Source organism: Dehalobacter restrictus DSM 9455 (genome assembly GCF_000512895.1).
GTDB lineage: Bacteria > Bacillota > Desulfitobacteriia > Desulfitobacteriales > Syntrophobotulaceae > Dehalobacter > Dehalobacter restrictus.
On sequence record NZ_CP007033.1, the window covers coordinates 1,270,429 to 1,287,235 of the forward strand.

At 45.1% G+C, this 16,807-nt stretch carries 22 protein-coding genes; all 22 read left to right on the forward strand.

Features of this window, described 5'->3' with window-relative positions; genetic code table 11:
- The first annotated feature begins 105 nt into the window (after positions 1-105).
- The 22 genes from DEHRE_RS14980 (at position 106) to DEHRE_RS06205 (ending at position 16,806) form a co-directional block, all read left to right on the forward strand.
- Complete coding sequence (locus DEHRE_RS14980) at positions 106-270, forward strand: hypothetical protein (protein ID WP_015042477.1); 165 nt, start codon at positions 106-108, stop codon at positions 268-270.
- A 35-nt stretch (positions 271-305) separates the two neighbouring features.
- Positions 306-713: a Holliday junction resolvase RuvX gene (gene ruvX, locus DEHRE_RS06105; RefSeq protein WP_025205471.1), complete on the forward strand. Its 408-nt coding sequence runs from the start codon at positions 306-308 to the stop codon at positions 711-713.
- Positions 714-791: 78 nt separating this feature from the next.
- A complete protein-coding gene (locus tag DEHRE_RS06110) occupies positions 792-1,106 on the forward strand; it encodes a DUF1292 domain-containing protein (protein WP_015042479.1) in 315 nt (104 codons plus the stop codon).
- A gap of 163 nt (positions 1,107-1,269) precedes the next feature.
- Positions 1,270-2,304: an endolytic transglycosylase MltG gene (gene mltG, locus DEHRE_RS06115; protein ID WP_019225793.1), complete on the forward strand. Its 1,035-nt coding sequence runs from the start codon at positions 1,270-1,272 to the stop codon at positions 2,302-2,304.
- A 64-nt stretch (positions 2,305-2,368) separates the two neighbouring features.
- On the forward strand, positions 2,369-3,622 hold the full coding sequence (locus DEHRE_RS06120; RefSeq protein WP_019225794.1) for a peptidase U32 family protein: 1,254 nt from the start codon (positions 2,369-2,371) through the stop codon (positions 3,620-3,622).
- A 111-nt stretch (positions 3,623-3,733) separates the two neighbouring features.
- Entirely contained in the window at positions 3,734-4,018 is a 285-nt protein-coding gene (locus DEHRE_RS06125) for a DUF4911 domain-containing protein (protein ID WP_019225795.1), read from the forward strand.
- Positions 4,019-4,104: 86 nt separating this feature from the next.
- Positions 4,105-5,589 carry a pilus assembly protein PilM gene (gene pilM / locus DEHRE_RS06130; protein ID WP_242837056.1) on the forward strand — a complete coding sequence of 495 codons (1,485 nt, stop codon included), beginning with the start codon at positions 4,105-4,107 and terminating at the stop codon, positions 5,587-5,589.
- 12 nt (positions 5,590-5,601) lie between these two features.
- Complete coding sequence (locus tag DEHRE_RS06135) at positions 5,602-6,147, forward strand: hypothetical protein (RefSeq protein ID WP_019225797.1); 546 nt, start codon at positions 5,602-5,604, stop codon at positions 6,145-6,147.
- A 14-nt stretch (positions 6,148-6,161) separates the two neighbouring features.
- Positions 6,162-6,686: a type 4a pilus biogenesis protein PilO gene (gene pilO, locus DEHRE_RS06140; RefSeq protein ID WP_019225798.1), complete on the forward strand. Its 525-nt coding sequence runs from the start codon at positions 6,162-6,164 to the stop codon at positions 6,684-6,686.
- Positions 6,687-7,093: 407 nt separating this feature from the next.
- A complete protein-coding gene (gene sigK / locus DEHRE_RS06145) occupies positions 7,094-7,837 on the forward strand; it encodes an RNA polymerase sporulation sigma factor SigK (RefSeq protein ID WP_019225799.1) in 744 nt (247 codons plus the stop codon).
- A gap of 89 nt (positions 7,838-7,926) precedes the next feature.
- The gene (locus DEHRE_RS06150) at positions 7,927-8,460 is read left to right on the forward strand and encodes a YqeG family HAD IIIA-type phosphatase (protein ID WP_019225800.1); all 534 of its coding nucleotides are present in this window, start codon (positions 7,927-7,929) and stop codon (positions 8,458-8,460) included.
- A 29-nt stretch (positions 8,461-8,489) separates the two neighbouring features.
- A complete protein-coding gene (gene aroE / locus DEHRE_RS06155) occupies positions 8,490-9,314 on the forward strand; it encodes a shikimate dehydrogenase (RefSeq protein ID WP_019225801.1) in 825 nt (274 codons plus the stop codon).
- A 2-nt stretch (positions 9,315-9,316) separates the two neighbouring features.
- Positions 9,317-9,757 (forward strand): prepilin-type N-terminal cleavage/methylation domain-containing protein, encoded by a 441-nt coding sequence (locus DEHRE_RS06160; protein ID WP_019225802.1) that lies wholly within the window; start codon positions 9,317-9,319, stop codon positions 9,755-9,757.
- Positions 9,758-9,771: 14 nt separating this feature from the next.
- Complete coding sequence (locus DEHRE_RS06165; RefSeq protein WP_019225803.1) at positions 9,772-10,311, forward strand: shikimate kinase; 540 nt, start codon at positions 9,772-9,774, stop codon at positions 10,309-10,311.
- Positions 10,308-11,387 carry a 3-dehydroquinate synthase gene (gene aroB / locus DEHRE_RS06170; protein WP_019225804.1) on the forward strand — a complete coding sequence of 360 codons (1,080 nt, stop codon included), beginning with the start codon at positions 10,308-10,310 and terminating at the stop codon, positions 11,385-11,387. Before DEHRE_RS06165 ends, aroB begins: the two co-directional genes overlap by 4 nt.
- Before the next feature lie 180 nt (positions 11,388-11,567).
- Entirely contained in the window at positions 11,568-11,903 is a 336-nt protein-coding gene (locus DEHRE_RS06175; protein WP_019225805.1) for a type II secretion system protein GspG, read from the forward strand.
- A gap of 85 nt (positions 11,904-11,988) precedes the next feature.
- Positions 11,989-12,366, forward strand: coding sequence for a type IV pilus modification PilV family protein (locus tag DEHRE_RS06180; RefSeq protein ID WP_019225806.1), 378 nt, complete (start codon positions 11,989-11,991; stop codon positions 12,364-12,366).
- Positions 12,367-12,501: 135 nt separating this feature from the next.
- A complete protein-coding gene (locus DEHRE_RS06185; protein ID WP_019225807.1) occupies positions 12,502-12,999 on the forward strand; it encodes a type II secretion system protein in 498 nt (165 codons plus the stop codon).
- Between the two features lie 59 nt (positions 13,000-13,058).
- The gene (locus tag DEHRE_RS06190; protein ID WP_242837057.1) at positions 13,059-13,382 is read left to right on the forward strand and encodes a hypothetical protein; all 324 of its coding nucleotides are present in this window, start codon (positions 13,059-13,061) and stop codon (positions 13,380-13,382) included.
- Positions 13,375-15,066: a GspE/PulE family protein gene (locus tag DEHRE_RS06195; RefSeq protein WP_019225809.1), complete on the forward strand. Its 1,692-nt coding sequence runs from the start codon at positions 13,375-13,377 to the stop codon at positions 15,064-15,066. Before DEHRE_RS06190 ends, DEHRE_RS06195 begins: the two co-directional genes overlap by 8 nt.
- 25 nt (positions 15,067-15,091) lie before the next feature.
- Positions 15,092-16,255 carry a type II secretion system F family protein gene (locus DEHRE_RS06200; protein WP_019225810.1) on the forward strand — a complete coding sequence of 388 codons (1,164 nt, stop codon included), beginning with the start codon at positions 15,092-15,094 and terminating at the stop codon, positions 16,253-16,255.
- A gap of 95 nt (positions 16,256-16,350) precedes the next feature.
- Positions 16,351-16,806 (forward strand): prepilin-type N-terminal cleavage/methylation domain-containing protein, encoded by a 456-nt coding sequence (locus tag DEHRE_RS06205; protein WP_019225811.1) that lies wholly within the window; start codon positions 16,351-16,353, stop codon positions 16,804-16,806.
- The last annotated feature ends 1 nt before the right edge of the window (position 16,807 follow it).

The following is a 16,807-nucleotide window of genomic DNA, read 5'->3' on the forward strand; positions in this document are numbered from 1 at the left end:
AATAATAGCGAAGAAAAATGTTAGGGTATATAATTAGGATAAGAGACGTACATCTGAAAATAACCGAATAGTGATACCAAAATATACAGACAGGGGGACGCTGTTATGAAAAAGAAAGTTCAGGAGTATTGCATTGAGTGTGGCGAAATTACTGAATTCCTGTATGATGGCGAAGAATGGTTGTGTAAGAATTGCGGAAGTCACAATTCGCAGGGTGTAATGAACGACTCTATTCCATTAAACAACGATGACGAGCAGGACCGGGCATAGACCTTGCGTGGTCAGGCAGTTGCTGAGGTGCATGAATGAGGATAATGGGGCTGGATCTTGGTGAAAAGACGATTGGCGTCGCGATGAGCGATCCGCTGGGTATTACCGCCCAGGGAGTGGAAGTCATAAGAAGAACTAAAAAAGAGAAAGAGCGGGAAGAATTAGCCCGCCTGATTCGGGAATACGAAGTGGATGAAATTGTTCTGGGATATCCGAAGAATATGAATGGGACACTCGGTGAAAGGGCGAAGCTGACGGAGGTTTTTGCCGAAGAACTTCGCGAAGGCTATTTACTGCCGGTGAAGTTGTGGGATGAACGGCTGAGCACCATCGGAGCCCAAAGGGCCTTGCTGGAGGCAGATCTATCCAGAGCAAAGAGAAAAAAAGTCATTGATAAAATGGCGGCAGTATTCATTCTCCAGGGATATCTCAATAGCAAGTGAATGGAAATTGAGATACCATTTGACTTTCTTTTCCTGCCAAGGTAGAATTACAATATCTGATTTGAAGAGGTGATACATATGTCCGATGAAATTAATAAGCAAGATGATCTTGATGATGAAGAGGTTTTTGATGTCATTGTCTTAAATGATGACGAAGGAAATGAAAACGAATTCATGCATCTTGCCACCCTCGAAGTTGAAGGCAGTACGTATTTCGTGCTTCTTCCTGTTGAAGAAACAGAAGAAGACGAAGAGGAAGCCGAAGCCATTATTCTGAAGCTTGGCAAAGATGAAAACGGTGAAGACATGCTCATGGATATTGAAGACGATGAGGAATGGGAAAAAGTTGCCGATGCTTGGGAAGAAATGGAAGACGAGTTTGACGAAGAATAAGCAGAAAATTTGTTCTTAAAGTCATAAATAATTTTAGAAACTCACGCTGAAAAGCGTGAGTTTCTTATTGACGAAAAAAAAGGTATAATAGCACATAGCAGGTTTGTCAATTGATCATTATTTTAGTCATCTAAATTCTGGGATAAGGAAAGAGAGAGGTAAAGTGAGGAGAAAACGCCGAAAGGCTCCTGTAAGAAAAAAAATCTATAGGATTGGCATTGTTTTGGTTTTGCTGCTTGTGCTGTTGGCCAGTGGATCATGGTGGTCAGGGAATTTAAAGCCGGTCTCCGATTCTTCCGATAAAGTTGCCTTTGTTCTGGAGCCTGGCATGAATGCCTCTGAAGTTGCGGCCAAGCTTGAAACTGACCATTTAATTCGCCAGGCAAGTGTGTTCCGCCAGTTATGCCGGATTAACAAAGCTGATTCCAAGTTGGTTGCGGGATTATATTATCTTTCACCTTCCATGAGCGCCAAGGAGATCCTGGATACGCTGATGAAAGGACCGGAACCGGAAGTTGTCCGGATTACGATTCCGGAAGGATATACGGTTGCCCAGATTGTCGATAAGCTCGTCGAGAATAGCTTGGGAACGAAGAATGAGTTTTATGACGCTATGAAACGATTTGATCAGGATGATTACAGCTTTTTGGCAGATATCCCTTCGGGTGAAAACCGGCTGGAAGGCTTTCTGTTTCCCGACACGTATTTCTTTGATAAAAAAGCTACGCCCTCACAAACCATTGATCGATTTTTACAGCGTTTTAAACAGGAACTGACACCTGAAATCACGAAACGGCTGGCTGAACGGAATATGTCTGTTTCTGAGTGGCTCATCAAAGCTTCTCTCGTCGAGAAAGAAGCGAAGAAAGCTGAAGAAAGACCACTGATTGCAGGTGTTTTTGAAAACCGTCTGAAAATTGACATGCCGCTGGAATCCTGCGCAACGATTCAGTATATCTTGGGTGAAGTCAAACCGGTACTGACCATTGCGGATACCCAGATCGATTCTCCGTATAATACGTACCGGAATACCGGGCTGCCTCCCGGACCGATTGCGAACCCCGGTCATGCTTCTTTACAGGCCGCCCTTTACCCGAAAGGTACCGACTATTTCTTCTTTGTCGCCAAAAATGACGGGTCACATGCTTTTGCGGTTACCTATGAGGAACATTTAAAAAATGTAAGCATCTATCAATAGAAATATTTGATAAAAACGTGATGATTAATTGTTTAAGTTTAAAAATAATGCAGCGGAGAAACTGATGAATAAACCGGAACTCCTGGCACCTGCCGGGGATTTTGAAAAGTTAAAATTTGCGTTTGCGTATGGTGCTGATGCGGTATATGCAGGGGGGGCTTCGTTTGGCTTGCGGGCTTATGCCGGGAACCTGAATGATAATGAACTTAAGTGGGGAGCCGAATATGCGCATAGGCTTGGCCGGAAAATCTATATAGCCGTTAACATTTTTGCGCATGAACAGGATTTTGCCGGACTTAAGGATTATCTGATCAGATTAACGGAGCTTGAAATTGACGGGATTATCGTCTCTGATCCCGGGATATTGTCCCTGGCCCAGAAGGAAACGCCGGGTCTGCCCGTCCATTTGAGCACGCAGGCCAATTGTACGAATGCAGCCAGTGCCAACTTCTGGTTTTCCCAGGGCGTGCGCAGAGCCGTACTTGCAAGGGAACTTACACTGGAAGAACTAAAAACCCTCTGTCCCCAAGCCCAAGGCGAATTGGAAATCTTTGTCCATGGAGCCATGTGTATGTCGTACTCGGGACGCTGCCTTCTGAGCAATTACCTCACTGGTCGTGACGCCAACCACGGAGAATGTACCCATCCCTGCCGCTGGGGCTACGCGCTGGTCGAAGAGAAGAGACCCGGACAGTATTTTCCGTTGGAGGAAGATGTCAGGGGAAGCTATATATTTAACTCCCATGATCTTTGCCTTCTGCCCCATTTGCCTTTATTAAAAGATTTAAATCTGGCAAGCTATAAAATAGAAGGTAGAATGAAAAGCGCCTATTATGTAGCGAGTACGGTCAAAGTATATCGTGAAGCTTTGGACGTCCTGTGGGAACAAGGAGAAACAAAATTTAGAGAAAAAATTCCCTCCTGGCTTGCTGAAATGGACAAGGTGAGTCACCGTGACTATTCGACCGGATTCCTTTTTGGAAAACCGGGGGCTGAAGCGCATAACATTGAGACTTCCAATTATATCCGCGAATACAGTTTTGTCGGAAGAGTGCTGGAACAAGAGGAATGCGCGGCAATCGGGAAGGAAACCGAATATGGCTGTTGGATAGAGCAGCGTAATCATTTTCGGGAAGGCGACGAGCTTGAAGTGCTTGCCCCGGAAGGAGAACCGTGGACATTTAGAGTGAACGGCCTCTGGAATTTGGACGGGGAGGAAACCGATGTGGCAAGGCATCCGCAGCAAAAACTGAAGATTGCGGCTCCCGCACCGTTGCAACCTTTCAGTATCCTGCGAAAAGTTGTGCCTGCCCGTTAGGTTCATGATCACCCAAATCATTCATACAAGCTTGATATACCCTAGGGAAGAACAACCTGAGATAACAACAAAGAATAAAAGCATCGGGCAAAGACACAGGAGAAAGACCAGATGAAAAAAGACGAGAATACGGAAAACGAAAATCTAAAAGCGAAATCAATTGCTGAAGAATCCCATATCAGCTGGGAAGATTCTGATCTGCTGGTCAAAGCAAGGATTCTTCGCTCGGATATTCAGCTTCTGGCCAAATATGTCGAAGGACTTGGTCACCTGGGTGTGATCACAACGACCGATAAAGCCAAAGGTGAAGTAATGATCCAAACGACCAGGTACTGCTGGCCTGAACTAGAAAAAATACTCTCGGCACTTCCTTTGCAAATGGAGATTTTACCCTAACTGGAATTTGATATTCCTTGAATTATAATTGGATATTCTGCCAGAATCTTGTTGTTCTGAGAAAAATCCTATACTATTATAGTGTTATGGGTGATACGAGAAGAGTAGGAGAGACTTTCCGCATGAAAAAACACTGGCTGGCTGTCATCGGTGAAAATGAATTGTCAATAGCCACAATTGCTGTCGGAAAATCTAAAGAAATTGAGATACATATGCATGCATCATACAAGGAACCGGGCGGTAAAAATATTGGCTATGCCGTGCCGGCCGGTTATGATGTTTCGGGTCTGAAGAACTGGCTTCAATACCAGCGGATACCGCTCCATAAACTAAAAATTGCCGTTTCGGGTCAAGGATTAATTACGACCATTATTACACTGCCGAATATGGCGGATCAGGAACTCGAAAAATTTATTGCCGGAGATATGGATGAATATCTTGAACGGTATACCGATCATTATATTGTGGACTATCGCATCCTGAAAAAATATCAGGAAAACGGGGTACCCATGTTAAAAGTCCTCCTGGCAGCTTTCCCGGCCGAAAAAATGAAACAGGTTCAGTCGTTTTGCCGGGATCTTGGGATTGAGCCCAAGACGGTGGATCTTACTGCGGATTGCCTGGCCAGAATTTATTCTTTTTTGGCAGAAAGAATGCCTGCACATGCTTCCCAGGGAAATACGGAACAAGGACAAAACAATAACGATTTCGCGATTGTTTCTTTAAATCCGGGGCTGATTGAGTTTGTACTGCTGGAAAATGGCAGCTTCTTTTTGTATACCGATTTAAAAGTTAATACGGACGAGAAAACCGTCCATGCAGAAGAAACTCTCAATGCGGATGAAAGAAATCAAAATGCGGGTAGAACAGGCAATACCGAAAAACATGCTTTCCCCGAAGACTTGCCCCAATCAACAGGCCAGGAACCTTCTGATCTGTTAAATGAATTAATTGGGTTGGAGACCAAAGATGACGAATATCCGCGGCTCGATTTTTATAAGGTTCAGAACCTGCGGAATAATCAAGAAGCATTATCTCTGGAGGAATTAGAAGCCGCGGAATTCTATTATTCCCAGCTGGAATCCGTCAAATCGGTCAAAGAAAAAGACGAGTTTGTCCTGGAAGATTTATTTGTGCCTTACGAGTTATTGGACGAGGAATTACCTATCTCTTCTACATATCAGGATTTAGAAAAAGAAATGGCCGCTAAAGCTGACAAAAAAGCTGATAAAAAAGCTGACCTGAGTATGTACAGTTCGCCGAGAGAACTTTCCGATATTTCCGGTAAATTAGATTTAAGCCCGATCATATCCGCATTATCCAAGCTATTGAACTTCTATTCCGACCGTCATGCCGGAAATTCGGTAGGGACAATCTATCTGACCGGAGAGTACTGCCTGTGGCCGGGACTGGAAGAATATTTTCGAAAAAGTTTGCGGATCAACACTGAAACGGGCTTTCCAAATAACTGGATGCCGCTGTTTAAGGCGGACGGGGATACAAGCCTAGCGGAAAACTGGCAGAAGTATGGCAGTCTGTATGGGCTCGCCTTACGTGAAGATATACACTAGCTGGAGGGGCAGATGAACGAAAGAACACAGTTTAATTTTGCGCTGCGCTGGGAAATTGAAGCCGGCAGCGGAAAACAGCCTGTTCGAAGAAAGCTTAGCGTCGTTGTTAGGATAATCGCTGTTGTTTTTGCTGTCATCATTCTAGCCTCCCCGTGGGTTTGGCAGCAAAAACTGGCCTTAGATTTAGGAAGGATTGAAGCCAGCATTCAGTCCTACAATGAAGTTGCTGCTGTCATGGCAGAAAACGACAGGCTCCGTTCCCTGATCACTGATCAGCGCAGCTTTCTGGAGCTTGGGACAAGGGGATCAATCAGCAATCCGGCAGTTATAAGGAGTCAAATAGGCGGACTTTTGCCGGGAGACGCGCAGGTCACTTCTTTTCTGCTTCAGGCGGATAATAGGGTCCAATTGCAGCTGATCCTGCCTGAATCAGTAAATATCCGCAGTTTGGAAAATATTTTCATTGATTCGGGTAGGTTTGAAAGTTTTGATATCCAAACGATTTCATTGAATGACAGGGGACAGACGTTAAATCTCGCTCTGAAACTGAAACCGTAGGAGAAATAGAAACCATGCGTATGAAGAAAAATGGCATTTTAATAACAGGCCTGATCATTCTGCTCGGGATAGGTTATGTCTATCTGCTGGTTGGTCAGTGTGGGGTGCTGCAGAAGAATTCAGCTCAACTCCGCGAACGCGAGGCTTATTTGGTGACGTTGCAGAACAATTACATCAATTTGTCCGGGCTGAAACAGGAACAGACGGATTTAACAGCTCAAGCTGCTGAACTGGATCTGACCGTTCCGAAAAACCTGGTCAAACCGGATATGATGGTCTTTATTTTCAATCTGGCTAAAGACAGCGGGATCAATTCTCGGGATCTGACTTTTGAAGAGATGAAAGATGAAGGCAGTTATTGTTCTCTGGCTATGAATTTCTCCTGTACGGGGTCAACCGCCAAAATCTATGCCTTTGTGGAACGGCTTCGCAAGGTAAGTCAGTATAATCTGGCGCTGGACAGCATCCAGGTAACCGAAGGCGAAAAGGATACGACTGCAGCCAGGATTAGGATCATTGCTTTCGGATACAAAGAATAAACAACTGAAGGTGATTTTAAACAAAAATGCATCCATTTTGGGGTATTGTTTTACTTGCTCAGGATGGTGTAGCCTTGCACAGATACTGCGCTCACACGTTCTCGCTGCTACAAACATAACCCCTTGCTAATATGCCAAAACCTCTGGGCTTTCTGCAAGTGAACCGTTGGCATATTTAAAAGCTGCTGGTTTATGTTTGCTAAACGCAGCTGGCACTTGCGTTCACTTCGTATCTGTGCAAGGCTGCACTGCCCAAGGGAAAAGAAAAACTGCAAATGTAACACTTTATGGCTGAGTTTTGTACAGCCATTTTTGTTTGACCAAAAAATTTCCGGCTCAGGATAAGCAGTATTCTTTTGCTCCGCGCATAGTTATTAAAAGAGCATGCGTAAGGAGTTGAAGGGTTAATGATTGCTGAAGCTTTTCTTGTCGGGCTTGCCTTATCGGTGATTAAGGGCGTTACCCTGCTGGTATCATATATTAATAATAATGCGTTCCCCCAGCCGTTAGGAGAAAGGGAGGAAGCCGAATATCTGAGTATCCTGGCGGACTACAAAAATGCCGGAAATTTTTCCAATGAACTTGTCGCGGAAAACGCGCGAAATAAACTGATTGAGCATAATCTGAGGCTGGTCGCGCATCTTGTAAAAAAATATGACGGAACCGGAGCGGACAGTGACGATCTAATTTCGATCGGGACCATCGGCTTAATCAAGGGCATCAATACGTTCAACACGGAAAAGGGAACCAGACTCGCCACCTATGCGGCACGCTGCATCGAAAATGAGATTCTGATGTATTTGCGCTCCCTGAAAAAATCCCGCGGGGAAGTGTCCATTTATGACCCGATTGGTACGGATAAAGAAGGAAACGCGATTAATCTGATTGATGTCCTGGGTACAGATCCGGATGCAATTTCGGATCAGGTGGAAAGTCAATTTGAACAAAAAGTGGTCCTGGAAAAACTCAAATATTTGACAGGAAGGGAACAAACGGTGATAAAACTTCGTTTCGGTCTGATGAACACGCCCAAAAAGACTCAGCGAGAGATAGCCAAACTGCTGGGAATCTCCAGGTCCTACGTCTCACGGATAGAGAAAAAAGCGGTGCAGAAACTGATGGAGGAAATGAAGGATCACCGGGAAAAATAACAACCTGTCAGGTACAACTTGCCTTAAACTTGCCAGAAACAGGTTGCTCTTGGATATTGAGCTGATATATAATTATTTGGTAATATTAAATGGAAAGCAGAGGAACCGGTATGCGCGGAATCTTACGACCGGATTTTCAATATGAGATGCTGCAGGATATTCAGGCAGAGGATCTGCAGGCAAATGGCATCAAGGGTTTGATCCTGGATCTGGACAACACCATAACACCTTGGAATGACAGAACTTTAACCGAAGACGTGATTGCGTGGTTTAAAAAAGTGAATGACGCAGGGATTAAAGCCTGCATCGTTTCCAATAACAGAGGACCCGAAAGGGTTTCTGCGGTTGCTGATGTGCTGGAAATACTTTATGTTTACAGGGCCAAGAAACCGCAGAAAAAAGCTTTTCTGAGAGGGATTCGGGTCCTGGATATTCCGGAGTCCGAGGTCGCAGTGATTGGGGACCAGCTGTTTACAGATGTTTTTGGCGGCAACAAGCTCGGACTTAAGACCATATTAGTTTCACCGATTGCTCAAAGGGAATTCCCGGGTACGAAAGTCCTACGTTTTATGGAACGGCTGGTAGGCAGAAAAGCCAAGTATACCCGCACCATAAAATCTTAAGAATACTTAAGGCTATTAAGGGGATATGCATGAAGTATGCAATCATCGGTTATCCTGTGGAACATTCCCTGTCTCCGAAAATGCACGAGGCAGGATTTAAGGCTGCCGGTTTGCCTGCAATCTACGACAGGATAACAGTTCAGCCGACTCAACTGGCTGAAAGTATCGGATATCTCAAAAATAACGGCTATGACGGCTGGAACGTCACGTATCCGCTGAAGGAAAAAATCATTCCTTATATGGATGTCCTGACTCCTGAAGCGCAACGTATTGGCGCAGTCAACACCGTGAAAGTCCAAAACGGAAGACTCTATGGGCATAACACGGACGGGGGCGGCTTCATTCAGGCTTTGCTGAGTAAGGGTTTCGTTTTTGAGGGCAAAGAAGTTGTCATATTAGGGGCCGGAGGAGCTGCCAAAGCCATTGCGGCAGCCCTGGCATCCTTACAGGTAAAAATGCTTATTCTTAACAGAAGTGAGGAAAAAGCTGTGATTCTCGCCGGAAAAGTCAACACGCTCGGCGGAAATGCGGCCTCGGGTATTTTGGCACCCGGGCACTGGCTGGAGGTTGTGGATTTGCTGATTCAAACAACCTCGATTGGCATGAAAGGCGAAGCGTATACGATCGATCTTCAAGGCCTTAATCCTTCGGCTTGGGCCGTTGATCTGATTTACCATCCGGCCGTTACAGATTTCATGGCACAGGCCGCTGCCTGCGGCTGCCGGTCCATGAATGGTCTGGATATGCTGCTGTTTCAGGGGATCCTTGCCTGGGAGTTCTGGCTGGAGCAGAAGGCTCCGCTGGACATTATGCGGAAAGCTTTGCAGGAGAAATTGGAAGGTAACAAAGGATAGAAATGCAGGGGATAGGAATGGTAGCAAAGCGAAGAAACGGGTACTCATTGATTGAGATCCTGCTTGTGCTTGCACTATTATCAAGTGCAGCCTTTACTTTCCTTGTGCACATTCCGCAGCAAATGGAGGAACGGAGACTGGAACTCTCAGCGGCAGTTCTGCTTCAGGACTTACGGGAAGTTCAGCAGACAGCTTTGGCTGAGAATGTTTGGTATAAAGTCAAATTTTCTGTTTATACCGGTGAATATAAGATCTTCAGACAGGGAGAATTTATCCGCAAAGTTAACCTGGAGAATGGTGTGCACTTTGCCAATAGTCCTTCTGATCTTACTTTTCGCCCGACAGGGACGCCTGACACCGGTCTGACGGTCATGCTGGCGTCAGGGGATTTAGAAAGAAATGTGATTGTTGCGCCTGTGATGGGCAGGATCAGGATGGAATAGAGAGGTGAAATTTCGTGTCCGATAGCCTGAATTCGATACCCCAAAATATTGTACTTATCGGCTTTATGGCTGCTGGAAAAAGCAGTGTCGGCAAGCTTCTGGCCAGGGAACTCCGCTGGGCATTTCTGGATACGGACAGTGAGATCGAAAGAGTGACAAGGTTGAAAATCCCGGAAATTTTTCAAAAATACGGTGAAGCAAGGTTCCGGTCGGAAGAAAATCTGCTGGTTCATAAGATTTCCGGATTTACCGATACAGTTATTGCCACTGGCGGAGGAACGGTTTTAAATCCGGAAAACTGGAATATTCTCCACGGACTTGGGAAGTTGGTTTACCTATATGTTCCATTGGAGATTGCTTTACAGAGAGCAAAAGAACATCACGATCGGCCGCTTCTTTCCAGCAGCGAGCCGGAACAAATAGAAAAGCTCTGGAGAGACCGGGAAGTGATTTACAGAAAGGCGCCTATAACGGTTGACACATCGGATAAAGATGTTCAAACCGTTGCGGCGGAGATCCTCGAACTGCTGAAAGGAGAACACATTACAGCATGATACAGAGAATAGATGTCAGTAGAGGACACGGTTACCCACTGTTACTGGGAGCAACTTTGGACGAGCTTGGCGGTCATTTGAAAACAGCATACGGCACGAGCGGGCATTATCTTCTCATCACAAATGATGTTGTGGCCGGATACCATGCAGATAAACTTTTGGACGGAATGAAGGACTTAAAGACCGATTTGATTACCGTTCCTGACGGTGAACAGGAGAAATCACTGGACAGGATCAGTAAACTGACGGAACAGGCGCTGCAATTCAAAGCGGACAGGGACACTGTGGTACTGGCCCTCGGCGGAGGGGTGATCGGGGATTTGTCCGGATTTTTTGCAAGTATTTTTATGCGTGGAATGCGTTACATCCATATTCCGACCACCTTGCTGTCCCAGATTGATTCGAGTATTGGCGGCAAGGTGGCGGTGAACCATCCTTCCGGTAAAAACCTCCTGGGGTCTTTTTATGCCCCCCAGGCCGTCTGGACGGATTTTGACACCTTGCAGACACTTCCGTGGCAAGAGATGCGGAACGGGCTTGCCGAAACCATTAAACACGCGCTTGTCGCTGATCCGGATTTGTTTGAATTCATCGAAGAACATGCTGATGCTATCAAAGGATTGGACTACAAGATCATTAAGGAAATGTCCCTGCGGTCTCTGGCTGTCAAAGTTAAGATTGTCACTGAGGATGAGAAAGAAAAGGGAAACAGGATGCTTCTAAATCTCGGACACAGTTTCGGGCATGCTCTGGAGACAGAGGAAGCCTATCAGGGTGTTATGCACGGCGAAGGGGTCAGTATCGGGATTGCCGCCGCAGCCAATCTGTCCAGAGAAAGAGGTTTGGTTAACGACAAACAGCTTGACAGAATCCTGAATCTCTTAATGAAAATGGATTTGCCCACTACGGCCAAAGCGCATGACCGGGCAGTACTTCTTGGACACATGTCTGCAGATAAGAAGAATAAAGCCGGTAATAAGGTGCTGATTTTGCCGGTCGGCATTGGGAGATCGGTCATCGCTGCAGACTGTAACGATGAAGAAATCCTTAGGGCCTGGGAAAAAGTCATCATTTAGGTCAAATAAGTACTAATAATATAAATTGCAGAATAAAAAACTGTAAGTTGAGATTTACAGCAGTACCTTTTTGTTGTTCCCCCAAAATACCAATCTTAAAGGAAATAGAATATTTGTGTAGAAAATATGTAATTAATTTACATATTTTTTCGTTTTATCAGAGACAAGAAAGGAATCGTTATGCCAAAAGCTTGCAAGAACGGTTTTACTTTATGGGAAGTATTATTGGTCATCGCTTTGTTGGGTATCCTGGCCTCTATGATTCTGCCATGTTACAGCGGCAGTATCAACAGTACAGAATCGGAAGTGCACAAAGTCAATATTCTCAAAATAGAAAGTGCTGCAAGACTATACCGTCTTGACGTGGGCAGCTATCCGGAAAGTCTGAATGATCTGATTACCTGCCCTTCTGCTGATCTAAACTGGCAAGGACCGTATCTTGAGGAAATACCGGCATGCCCGTTTGATCCAAGCAAACATTATACGCTTGATGATGGAAAAGCAGTGGTTCGTTAAGCTAAGGATACTAATCCAAGCAAAGCTTGTTTTTTTAATTTTTATAGGATTTACGAATTAATCTACTTAGGGGGGAGGCGCAGGAATGAACGATAAGAAAAAAGGTTTTGTTTTGCTTGACGTTTTAACGGGACTCTTTATTTTTAGTTTGGGATTTGCAGTCATGCTGGCATTGATCAATACGGCTTACATCAAGAATAGCCATACGGATAATATCCTGCAGGCAGTCAATCTTGCCAGCTCGACAGTAGATGAAATTACGGTGGTCCTGCTCGATGATCCTTCTGCCGTTAATCGTTATTTGAACGGAACTGAGCGCGATGAATCCGGCCGGTTTTCCAGAACTGTTTGTTGTGAATGGGACTCTCAAAATCTGCTGAAAATTTCTGTAAAAATCATCTGGACAGAGTTGAAAGATCAAAAAGAGTACAACCTGACCTATCTGCATTATATTGCAGAATAATAATTAATTTGGGAAAATAAGTAAATTATTTTATAAAACAGGCAGGAAGTTTAAGAAATATGTAGAAATATAGTAATTAAGTTAAATAATGGAAATAAGTAGATGAGAGTTTGACTATGCTGGTTGGAGTAACATATGGCTGGGTTGACAAAGAAAACGGTACAGCAAAATGACAAGGGGTTTACGCTGTTAGAAGTCCTCGTTTCACTGGTCATTACCGGAATCATTGCGGCAATGGTTCTTCAATTGTATATCAGCCAGTACCGGATGGCTAAAGGGTTAATGGCAGATGGCGACCTTTCCTTTGCAGCTGTCCGGGCAGGCCAGGTATTGACCGCCGCTGTTTCTACAGCAGAAGGTGTAGCATGGACAGGCAAAGTATTACGTATCAACTGTCTTGAGGACGGTAAGATCATTACAGACAGCTACTATCTTGCGGACAAGGACTTTAACGGAGTTTTGGACTTGTACCGTGAACATCTTGGCGTTCCGATTCCGGTAGCAAGCAGGATTTGTGAATTTCATTGTACTGGGGTTAGGGAGGGATTATGGCAAATATCTTTAACAGCAGCGCAGGCGGAAAGAGCCGTTTATTGGCAAAGAACTGTTCGCTTAAGAAGTTCTTCGGAATAAATTGGGAAAGCGGTAATGTATCTTTACTAATACTTCTTGTTACGTTTTCTTTATCCTGGATGGGAGTTCAGACCTTTATTCTGATCAGCTCACAGGAACGTATCGTTGTCTGTGAGGCCCAAAAAATTAAGACCGCTTATATGGCTGACAGTGGGCTGGAATACGCCAAAGCAGTTCTTGCTCATGATCCTTCCTGGCAGGGGAGCATTCAATACGATTCGGAAGGAATGGTTGTAGAAATTGATGTTATACGGGCCAACGATGTAACTCAAATCACATCCAGGGCAACAATGGGGAATATGAAACAGTGCAGAGTTGGGGAGCTTGTGTTGGGAGAAGATGGGAAGTACGACCTTACCGGGTACAGGTACGTTTATGATTGATCAGTCCAAACCAGGATTTTGGAAAGATTTTGTACTTAAAGAACTTTACGTGTATGCCCGTGAGAACAAGGTGCTTATTTCAAATGCCGATGAGATAGCTACTCAGCTTGCCCTGCTTGACCAGGGAGCAAAACTTGAAGAACTTCTTGCAGCGTATTTGGCAGAAGAGGAAATCCTGGAATTTAAAAGCCGGATATCAGGAATTAACATGATCAGTCTTGCAGAGAGACCTGTCAATGTTTCAGCAGCAAAGTTGGTTTCGGAAGAACTGGCCCGGAAATATACGCTGATTCCGATTGCGGCTCAGAATCAAAGAATCATCATCGCTATGGCGGATCCTACAGATAGAACCGCGTTGGATGATGTGATGCTTTTTACCGGATATCAGGTTGATCCACTCCTGGCTTCCGCTGAAGAAATCAAAATTGCGATCCGAGAATGTTTTACATTGGAAAGATCAACTGGGGAACATGCTGTTCTAAATCCAAACGAATCAGTGAGCTGGAAGATTGAAGAAAATATCAATGCCCAGGAAACGCCGGTCGTCAGCCTTGTTGATTCGCTGTTCCGACAGGCTGTTATCGAAAAAGCAAGTGATATACACTGGGAACCGATCGAAACCGGATTCAGCGTGAAATTTCGGATAGATGGGCTGCTGATGGTTAAGGAAAACTTGCCAAAGGATCTGTCCAGAAGTGTTACCGCCCGTTTGAAAGTCATGTCGGGTCTGGATATAACCCAAAGACGTCTCCCTCAGGATGGCAGAATCATGCTGGACATTTCTGATAAGAAAATTGATGTCAGAGTTTCTACTTTTCCGACTGTCTATGGAGAAAAAGTCGTGACCAGGATTCTGGATGAAAAGACCGCACGTCTCTCCCTGGAAGAACTGGGTATGCGGGAGGATGTCGAATACCAAATTCGAAAGCTTATCCGCCAGCCGCATGGGCTGATTCTCATTTCCGGCCCGACCGGGAGCGGCAAAACCACCACATTGTATGCCCTGATCCGGGAGCTGCAGTCTGAAACCATCAATATGGTATCCATCGAAGACCCTGTCGAATACCGGCTACCGGGAGTCAGTCAGGCCCAGGTCAATGCCGGTATTGGCCTGGACTTTGCAAGTGGCCTGAGATCCATTCTTCGTCAGGATCCGGATGTTATCATGGTAGGGGAAATAAGAGACAGAGAAACCGCCAAAATTGCAACAGCGGCTGCAATGACCGGGCACCTTGTTTTATCTACCGTTCATACCAATACTGCAGCAGAAGCGCTTACCCGTTTATTGGATATGGATATCGATGCCTATATGGTAGCTTCGGCGGTTTGCGGGGTACTGGCTCAGAGACTTGTCCGGAGACTATGTCTGAATTGCCGGAAATTAAAACCGGTTTTAGCTGAAGAGAAACAAATTTTTCACGGGGAAGCCTTATCAGCTATTTATGAACCGGCAGGCTGTTCCAAGTGCCATGGGACCGGATACAACGGCAGGATAGGGATTCATGAATATCTTCCCTACAATCAGGAAATTAAGGAACTAATTCTGCAAAAAGGCAGTGCCGCCAGCCTTGAAAAGGTCTCTGAAAAATCTGGAATGCTTACGTTGAAAGAAGATGCGCTTAGGAAAGTCGCTGCCGGAATAACTTCTCTGGAAGAAATCATGAGACTGTGGGCGGAAATATAGATTAGGACAATAAGAGGGTTTGCGATTGCTCTGGAAATGGAAAGCCGTTGATCAAAATAGCAATATACGGAAGGGCTACTGGGCGGAGGAAGATCAAAGCAGAGTTGTTTCCGGGCTTAGGGAACAGCATTTATATCCCGTGGAGATCACCAGGGCATTATTCACTTCGGTGTGGATCAGATACAAGACGGGAAATAGAAAACTGTTTTGGGGGAGGACAGCTCGTAAGCTGGGAACAATGCTGGAGGCAGGCATTCCTCTGCTTGCGGTATTAGATGTCATTGCGGAAAGAGAAAGAACCGGTTTAGATAAAAATCAATGGAAGCAGGTTAGCCGCTCTCTTCAAGCTGGCGTCGAACTGCATGTCAGTTTGCAGGGCATCATTCCCTCTCCGGGGCACTTGTTTGCCACGATGGTCAAAGCCGGCGAAAGAAGCGGGACCCTGCCGACTGCGTTGATCGATATCGCAGATTATCTGGAGGACGCATATTTTTTTGAGAAGAAATTCAAAAATGCTTTATTTTATCCGGTTCTGCTTCTTGTCGCATCTTTGTTTATTATCTATACCCTCAGTATTATGATTCTGCCGATGTATGAAACCCTTTTCCGCGGGTTTGAGACGGAATTGCCGCTGGCAACCAAAATAATGTTTAATGTGGGTTGTTGTATCCCGTATTTGACAGCCGTTATCCCTGTTTTGGCCATAACGGTGTGGCTGCTGAATAAAAAAGGATATTCCTTCATCATACCTGGAACCGGTAAGATCAACAGAACCAGGCAGCTCATTCAATTTTGTTCGGTCCTGGGAAGATTGCTGGACGCGGGGCTGTCTCTGCAGGAATCACTGCTCCTGGTGAAAAACCTTTTCAAGGATCATCTGATGCAGGAATTGACAACCCAATTAATTTTTGCTGTCAACGAAGGAAGAAGAATGTTCTCGGTCATCATGACGAGTAAGCTGTTTCCTCCGGAAGTTGCAAAAATGCTGGAGGTTGCGGAGGAATCCGGCAAACTAAGTGAAATGCTTGCGTATATGACTCGGATGTTCAAAAAAGAGCTGGAGGAGCGAATTGAGCAGTATACGAAGCTCTTAGAGCCTGCTCTAGTGTTTCTTATGGCGGGCCTGGTCGGTTTCGTGGCTATCGGAGTTCTCCTGCCGATCTTTGATATAAGCTCACAGATTCATTAAGCTGATATTTTGTACAATAAAAAAATTCAACATGCCATTAAATCACAGGAAAAAATTAAAATAACCGTCAAAAAATACAGGGAGGAATGTCTTAAGTGGTTAAAAACGAGAAAGGATTTACCCTTCTGGAAGTTATGCTGGTGGTCGTTATTCTGGCCATCCTAGCCGCAATTGTCATCCCGCGTTTCGTTGGGAATGCAGAAACAGCTCGGGAGAAAGCCGACATCACAACAGGACGTGAAGTCAAAGCAGCGCTGGACAGGTATCAGGTCGACAATGGAATATATCTCAGGATTGATGAACTTTCTGCTGCAAACGGAACGATCACGGGTTCAGGACTTATCCCTGATTATATTGCCAGACTTGATCCAACGGTGACGCAGCAAAAGGCCGAGACAGGGAAAACGGGCTTTGGTATTGCAGAAATTACCGGAAATACCTTTCCTGACCCCGGAAATTTGATTATGGTATATCTAAGTTCGGATGGATCTCAGGCTGAAGTTAAAGTTTTTGACGAAAGTCTTGCCAGTACTTTATGGTCGTCTATTTAGA